This window comes from Nocardia brevicatena NBRC 12119 (assembly GCF_000308495.1).
In the GTDB taxonomy this organism is placed as follows: Bacteria; Actinomycetota; Actinomycetes; order Mycobacteriales; family Mycobacteriaceae; genus Nocardia; species Nocardia brevicatena.
Genome location: NZ_BAFU01000058.1, coordinates 168781 through 174780 on the forward strand (window position 1 = coordinate 168781; position 6000 = coordinate 174780).

General features: G+C 67.0%; 6 protein-coding genes and 1 pseudogene. All 7 read left to right on the top strand.

What is annotated here, in order from left to right; translation table 11 throughout:
* Positions 1 to 221: 221 nt before the first annotated feature.
* The 7 genes and pseudogenes from ON20_RS15315 (at position 222) to ON20_RS41025 (ending at position 5124) form a co-directional block, all read left to right on the top strand.
* Positions 222 to 1628, top strand: a complete 1407-nt coding sequence (locus tag ON20_RS15315; RefSeq protein WP_040836218.1) for a hemolysin family protein — start codon at positions 222 to 224, stop codon at positions 1626 to 1628.
* Complete coding sequence (locus ON20_RS15320; protein ID WP_040836220.1) at positions 1621 to 2685, top strand: hemolysin family protein; 1065 nt, start codon at positions 1621 to 1623, stop codon at positions 2683 to 2685. The genes ON20_RS15315 and ON20_RS15320 overlap by 8 nt, the downstream gene beginning before the upstream one ends.
* Positions 2682 to 3638: a hypothetical protein gene (locus ON20_RS15325; RefSeq protein ID WP_040836222.1), complete on the top strand. Its 957-nt coding sequence runs from the start codon at positions 2682 to 2684 to the stop codon at positions 3636 to 3638. The genes ON20_RS15320 and ON20_RS15325 overlap by 4 nt, the downstream gene beginning before the upstream one ends.
* A 66-nt stretch (positions 3639 to 3704) precedes the next feature.
* A pseudogene (locus ON20_RS40590) lies at positions 3705 to 3836 on the top strand (DUF6879 family protein); the annotation flags it as partial.
* A gap of 150 nt (positions 3837 to 3986) precedes the next feature.
* Positions 3987 to 4157 (top strand): hypothetical protein, encoded by a 171-nt coding sequence (locus ON20_RS37955; RefSeq protein ID WP_218002529.1) that lies wholly within the window; start codon positions 3987 to 3989, stop codon positions 4155 to 4157.
* A 125-nt stretch (positions 4158 to 4282) separates the two neighbouring features.
* Positions 4283 to 4450: a hypothetical protein gene (locus ON20_RS41020; RefSeq protein WP_438803412.1), complete on the top strand. Its 168-nt coding sequence runs from the start codon at positions 4283 to 4285 to the stop codon at positions 4448 to 4450.
* A gap of 101 nt (positions 4451 to 4551) precedes the next feature.
* On the top strand, positions 4552 to 5124 hold the full coding sequence (locus ON20_RS41025; protein ID WP_438803413.1) for an LVIVD repeat-containing protein: 573 nt from the start codon (positions 4552 to 4554) through the stop codon (positions 5122 to 5124).
* Positions 5125 to 6000: the final 876 nt, after the last annotated feature.

Below are 6000 nucleotides of genomic sequence, written 5' to 3' on the forward strand. Positions count from 1 at the left end.
TAGCATGAGGATTGCCGGCGGCCGCCGGCCCCGCTCCCAGTGCGAAAGGAACCAGTTGTCACCCGCGTCCGAGGGCGCCACTCAGGAGGGCTCATCTATCGAGCCGGGTGACAAACCCGGCGCCTTCCCTCCCCCAGCAACCCACCACGGCATGATCGACTCCCTGTCGACTCCGGCCACCGCCGTCCACTCGGGTACGGCGCCGGCGCGGTGGTGCTGATATGGCCGTCGCACTCACCGTACTCAGCCTGATCGGGTTCGTGGCGCTCACCGTCGGCACGGCGTTGTTCGTCGCCGCCGAATTCTCGCTCACCGCACTGGAACGCAGCACCGTCGAAGCGCATGCGCGCAGCGGTGACGTTCGCGCCCGTGCGGTCCGCCAAGCCCACCGAACCCTGTCGTTCCAACTGTCCGGCGCCCAGCTCGGTATCACCATCACCACCCTGGTCACCGGCTATATCGCCGAACCCGTACTGGCCCGCCTGCTGTCCCCCGCCTTCATCGCACTCGGCGTGTCCGACACCGCCGCCACCGGGATCTCCCTGGTGCTGGCGCTGGTGCTGGCCACCTCGCTGTCAATGGTCTACGGCGAGCTCGTCCCGAAGAACATCGCCATCTCCGCGCCGATGGCCACCGCCCGGGTTACGGCCGGACCGATGGTCGCGTTCTCGGTGGTGTTCAAGTGGATGATCCGTTTCCTCAACGGCACCGCCAACTGGATGGTGCGACGCTTCGGGGTGGAACCGGCCGAGGAGCTGCGTTCGGCCCGCTCCCCGGCCGAACTCGGCTCGCTGGTGCGCACCTCCGCGCAGCGCGGCTCCCTGGACCAGCGCACCGCGCTGGTGATGGACCGCTCGCTGCGGTTCGGCGAACGCAGCGCCGAGGAGTTGATGACACCGCGGGTCAAGATCGAATCGCTGGACCGGTCGGACACCATCGCCGATCTGCTCGCCGCCGCCGCCCGCACCGGCTACTCCCGGTTCCCGGTGGTCGACGGCGATATGGACAACACCCTCGGCGTGGTGCACGTCAAACAGGCGTTCACCTATCCGGCGGAGCACCGCGGCGGCGTCACCCTGCAGCAGCTCGCCCGCCCGGTGCCGGTGGTACCGGCCAGCCTCGACGGTGACGAGGTACTCGAACGAGTCCGCGGCCACGGAATGCAGGTCGCGCTGGTAGTGGACGAATACGGCGGCACCGCGGGCATGGTGACCATGGAGGACATCATCGAGGAGATCCTCGGCGATGTCCGCGACGAGCACGACGAGGAGGAACGCGATGTGCGTCGGGTCTCCGACGGCTGGGACTGCTCCGGGCTGCTGCGCATCGACGAACTCTTCCGCGCCACCGGCTACGAGGCCCCCGAGGGCGAATACGAAACCCTGGGCGGGCTGATGCTGCACCAGCTCGGCCGGATCCCGGGAACCGGGGATATCGTGGTCCTGCCCGAGCGCCGTCCGCACGACCGGCATCAGCCGGACACTCCCGGTGGCTGGCTCGCCCGCGTCGACCGAATGGACGGCCGCCGCATCGACCGGGTGCGGCTGGTCCCGGTGGATGCCGAGGAACTCGCCGAACAGGCACGGCAGGAACCGGCACACCGCGAACGGGAGCATCATCATGGGTGACCTGCTCGCCGTCGCGCTGACCGTTGTCCTGCTGGCCGGTAACGCGTTCTTCGTCGGCGCCGAATTCGCCCTCATCTCCGCCCGCCGCGACCGCCTCGAGGCCATGGCCGCCCAGGGCAAACGGCAGGCCGAGACGGTGATCCGGGCCGGACAGAACCTGTCCATGATGCTGGCGGCCGCCCAGTTGGGCATCACCATCTGCTCCATTCTGCTGGGCCGTATCGGCGAGCCCGCGGTGGCGCATCTGCTGGAATATCCGTTCCACCTGCTCGGTATTCCCGACCAACTGCTGCACCCGGTGGCGTTCACCATCGCGCTGATCATCGTGGTGATCCTGCACATCCTGTTCGGCGAGATGATCCCGAAGAACATCGCCCTGGCCGGTCCGGAACGCAGCGCCCTGCTGCTGGTGCCGATCCACCTGATGTGGCTGCGGCTGGCCCGCCCGCTCATCGCCGTGTACAACACGGCCGCCAACCTGACACTGCGGATGCTGCGGATCGAGCCCAAGGACGAACTCGAGGGCACGGTCTCCAGCGACGAGCTGGCGGAGATGATCGGCGAATCCCGTTCGGAGGGCCTGCTCGACGAGGAGGAACACCGCCGCCTCACCCAGGCGCTGGGCACCGGCGACCGGCTCGTCGGCGAGGTGATGGTGCCGCTGTCCCAGACCCGCACCGTCCCGCTGCGCGGTGACGGCACGACCCTCGGCGATATCGAGAACGCGGTGGCCGAGACCGGGTTCTCCCGGTACCCGGTACGCGCCGACAGCGGCTCCCTGGTCGGGTACCTGCACGTCAAGGACGTCCTGGACAAGGTCACCGACGAATCGGCGGGTCCGGACACCCCCATTCCGCGCACCGATATCCGACCGCTGCCCACCGTCCTGGCCGGCACCACGCTCTACGAGGCACTCGCCCGGTTGCGGCGCACCAATTCGCACCTGGGCCGGGTCGTCGACAACCGCGGCAACACCGTGGGCATCGTCGCTTTGGAGGATCTGGTCGAGGAGTTCGTCGGCACCGTTCGCGATACCACCCACCGGGTGAGCGAATGACGGCGGTCGTCGGCATTCGGGTACTGCCCGAATCGGAGTGGCGTGCCCGCGCCGTCGCTCACGAGGAGCGGGTGGACGCGCTGGTCGGGCCGTATCTGCGCCGCCGGGCGGCGGGTGCGGCCCATCCGGTGATCGACTTCCTGTTCACCTATTACGGACACAAACCCACTCAGTTGCGGCGCTGGCATCCCGGATACGGGATCGCGCTGGCCGGTGCCGCCGAGTACGACGAGATGCGCGGCTACCACCGCGTCGCGATCACCGAGACCGCCACGGAGCCGACGGTGGAAGCGGCGTGCCCGGCCGGCCCCAGTACGGTCGGCGCCCCGTCCCCGGGGGAAACCGTGGTGACCGCCGACCCGGCGTTCTTGCGCAAACGGCATGACACCATCGGGTTCATCGCCCGACTGCTGCGCACCACGGCGGCCCGCCCGGCCCAGCTGTCCTGTTTCGGCCTGCACGAATGGGCCATGGTCTACCGCACCGACGAGATCCGACACCGCGCGGTCCCGCTGCGCCTCGGCACCGCCGGCACAGACGCCGTGGTCGAATCGATGTCGCTGCGCTGCACCCATTTCGACGCCTACCGCTTCTTCACCCCCGACGCGGTCGGCCGCAACGCTCATCCGCTCGGTCGCGAAACCCAAGTCACCACCGAACAGCCGGGCTGCCTCCACGCGAATATGGACCTGTACAAGTGGGCCTTCAAGACGAGCCCGCTCATCCACTCGGACCTGCTGCTGGACTGCTTCGAGTTGGCCTGTGACGCACGGGAACTCGATATGCGAGCAAGCCCCTACGATCTCGCCGAGTACGGCCACGAACCGATCCGCATCGAGACTCCCGCCGGACGGGCCGAATACGTCCGTCGTCAGGTCGGAATCACCGACCGGGCGGTGGTTCTGCGCTCACGATTGCTGGACGCGTGTGAAACTCTGCTTGCCCGAACATAGACAACACGGCACCGACGGCTCGGCCGAATATCGGGTGATCAGAGTATCCGGATACGGGTCGTAACGGTGCCACACAGCGACCATCACCGCCGGTTGCCGTCCATCACAGGGCGAAACATCGAATCGGGCGAAGACGTCCGGTGCCTGCCGCGCCATCAGGCCGGGGAGGTACGACCGGATGACTTCTTGCTGCTGGATGACGAACGAGCGGTATACGACCTCGCCGATACAGATGGCAGACCGGCGGGGTACCGCGGTCACCACCGATCCGCGGATCGTGGACTACTGCCGAGATATCCGGACCCGGCCGTGGAAGCCGCCGATACCGTACGCGGAGTACTCCGGGACGTGACCGGCTCCATTCGCCAGCAACGCGAAGCTCTCGGGGGTCGACGCCGGGAGCTTCGTCCCAACGTGGGTCTGTCCGGCGCGGTGCTCGCCCGACTCGCCACCGCGTCCCGGCAGCGACCGCTCACCCTGCACGACGCGTTGTATACCGCCATTTCCCATTCCGGATAACGGAATTCGGCGAAAAGCACATACAGCCTATCGCGTCTCTATCTACCATCCGAAGTGACTCCGACGGCAGGTTCCCCCTCTCCACCGGGGCCCCGACACCCAGGGTCGCAGAAAGTTGGGATGCGATGAGGCGTCCGTTCCCGAAGCTGCGCCGCACCAGATCACTGGTGACGGCCACCGTCGTCGTGATAGCCGCGATCATGGTCCCCGGCAGCGCGTCCGCGGACCTGCAATCGGATATCCAGAACGACTTCCGTGGGTTCCTCGACGTGGGCGCACCTCGGTACCTCTAGCCGAATGCGGCCCCGAATCGCGACCCGAACCCGGGCTCCAGGGCGATGCGCCGGCCGCCGACCGCGACAGCTGCCGCAGCGCCCAGGGCTACACCTGCAATATGTCGCTGGTCGGCACGTTCGGAGGGCGCGGCGCCGGGATCACCTCGACGAGTTTCGAACACTGCGCCTACCCGGGAACCTTCTTCCCCGGGAATCTGCTCACCCAGGGCCGCGAGGTGCAGGTGCTCGATGTCTCGAACCCGGCGAATCCGCGCCCGACCGTTATCCTCACCGAGCCGGCCATGGTGGGCGGAAACCGGGAGAGCCCGAAGGCCAACGCCAAGCGGAAACTGCTCGTCGGAACGGGCGTTCCGTTCCTGGTGGGCGCGGGTTTCCTGTCCGTCTACGACGTCTCCGACTGCGCGCACCCACGGCTGCTCGATCCCGGTCCGGGCACCAACCCGGCCATGCCACTGCCCATCACCACCCACGAGGGTGGGTTCTCCCCCGATGGAAACACCTATTGGGCCTCCGGTCTCACCCCCCGGCCTCCTCAGCGCCGTCCAGCGTCGCGACCCCGATCCGTAGGTGCATCACATCGACCGCCAGGAGAACCCGACCGCTCTGGCCTGCGGCTGGATCTCCTCCGGTATCCGGGTCTTCGATATCCGCGACCCGCACGCCATCCGTGAGATCGCCTACTACAACCCGCCCGTACGGGACGCAATCTCGACCTGTGAAACTCCCCGCACGCGCTCGCCTCGATCACAGGCGTCCCGTTCACGAGCACCCCGAGCACGGTCCGCGCGATCCTGGAGAGACAGTTCGATCCGCACGACGCCCTCGCTCCGCGCACCGGGAAACTGCTCTTCGGCGATGTCTCCACCGACTGGTGCCTCTCCCCGCCGGAATGGCGCGGCAACCGGCTCTACGTGGCATGCTCGGACAACGGCTTCATGGTGTTGAACCTGGACGAATCGGTCTACACCCCGCCGCCGAACCAATTCTCCACCGTCGGCTCCTGATACAACGGGGCCCGGACACCAGATGGCGTCCGGGCCCCGTTCAACGGTCGTCTACCGACTCACAGTGGCGGGAAACCGGCCGAACCGGTGGAGAACCACTGCCAGAACTCGCCCAGCCGCTGCACGATCAGAGCGACAATATCCAGGGCGGTACTACCCATCAAACATTCCTAACGTCGGTTTCGGTTACCGCGCCCCAGGCTAGGGGCGGACCCCCGCTGCCGACAAGGCAGGCCGAGGAGGGACCCGCACAAGTGGGCCTTCGCAACGAGCCCGTTCATCTCCTCGGACCCGCTACCGGCCCGCTTCGAACCGATCTGCGATGCCAGAGAAGACGTGGCACGATCCGCGGTTTTCGGTTCCATCCAGGTGGCCCGCAAGTTGATCGAGTTGACCCAACGCTTGAACATTGATATCAAGAAAGCCACGGAAGCCGTGGTCCGCGGTGTCAAGAACCGTTCCCGTGTAATGCGTAAAGCCCTCGGAGCAGTGGGGTCTGTCGACGACAGAAGTCGTATTCCCGATGTTTCGAGTAAAAAGCCA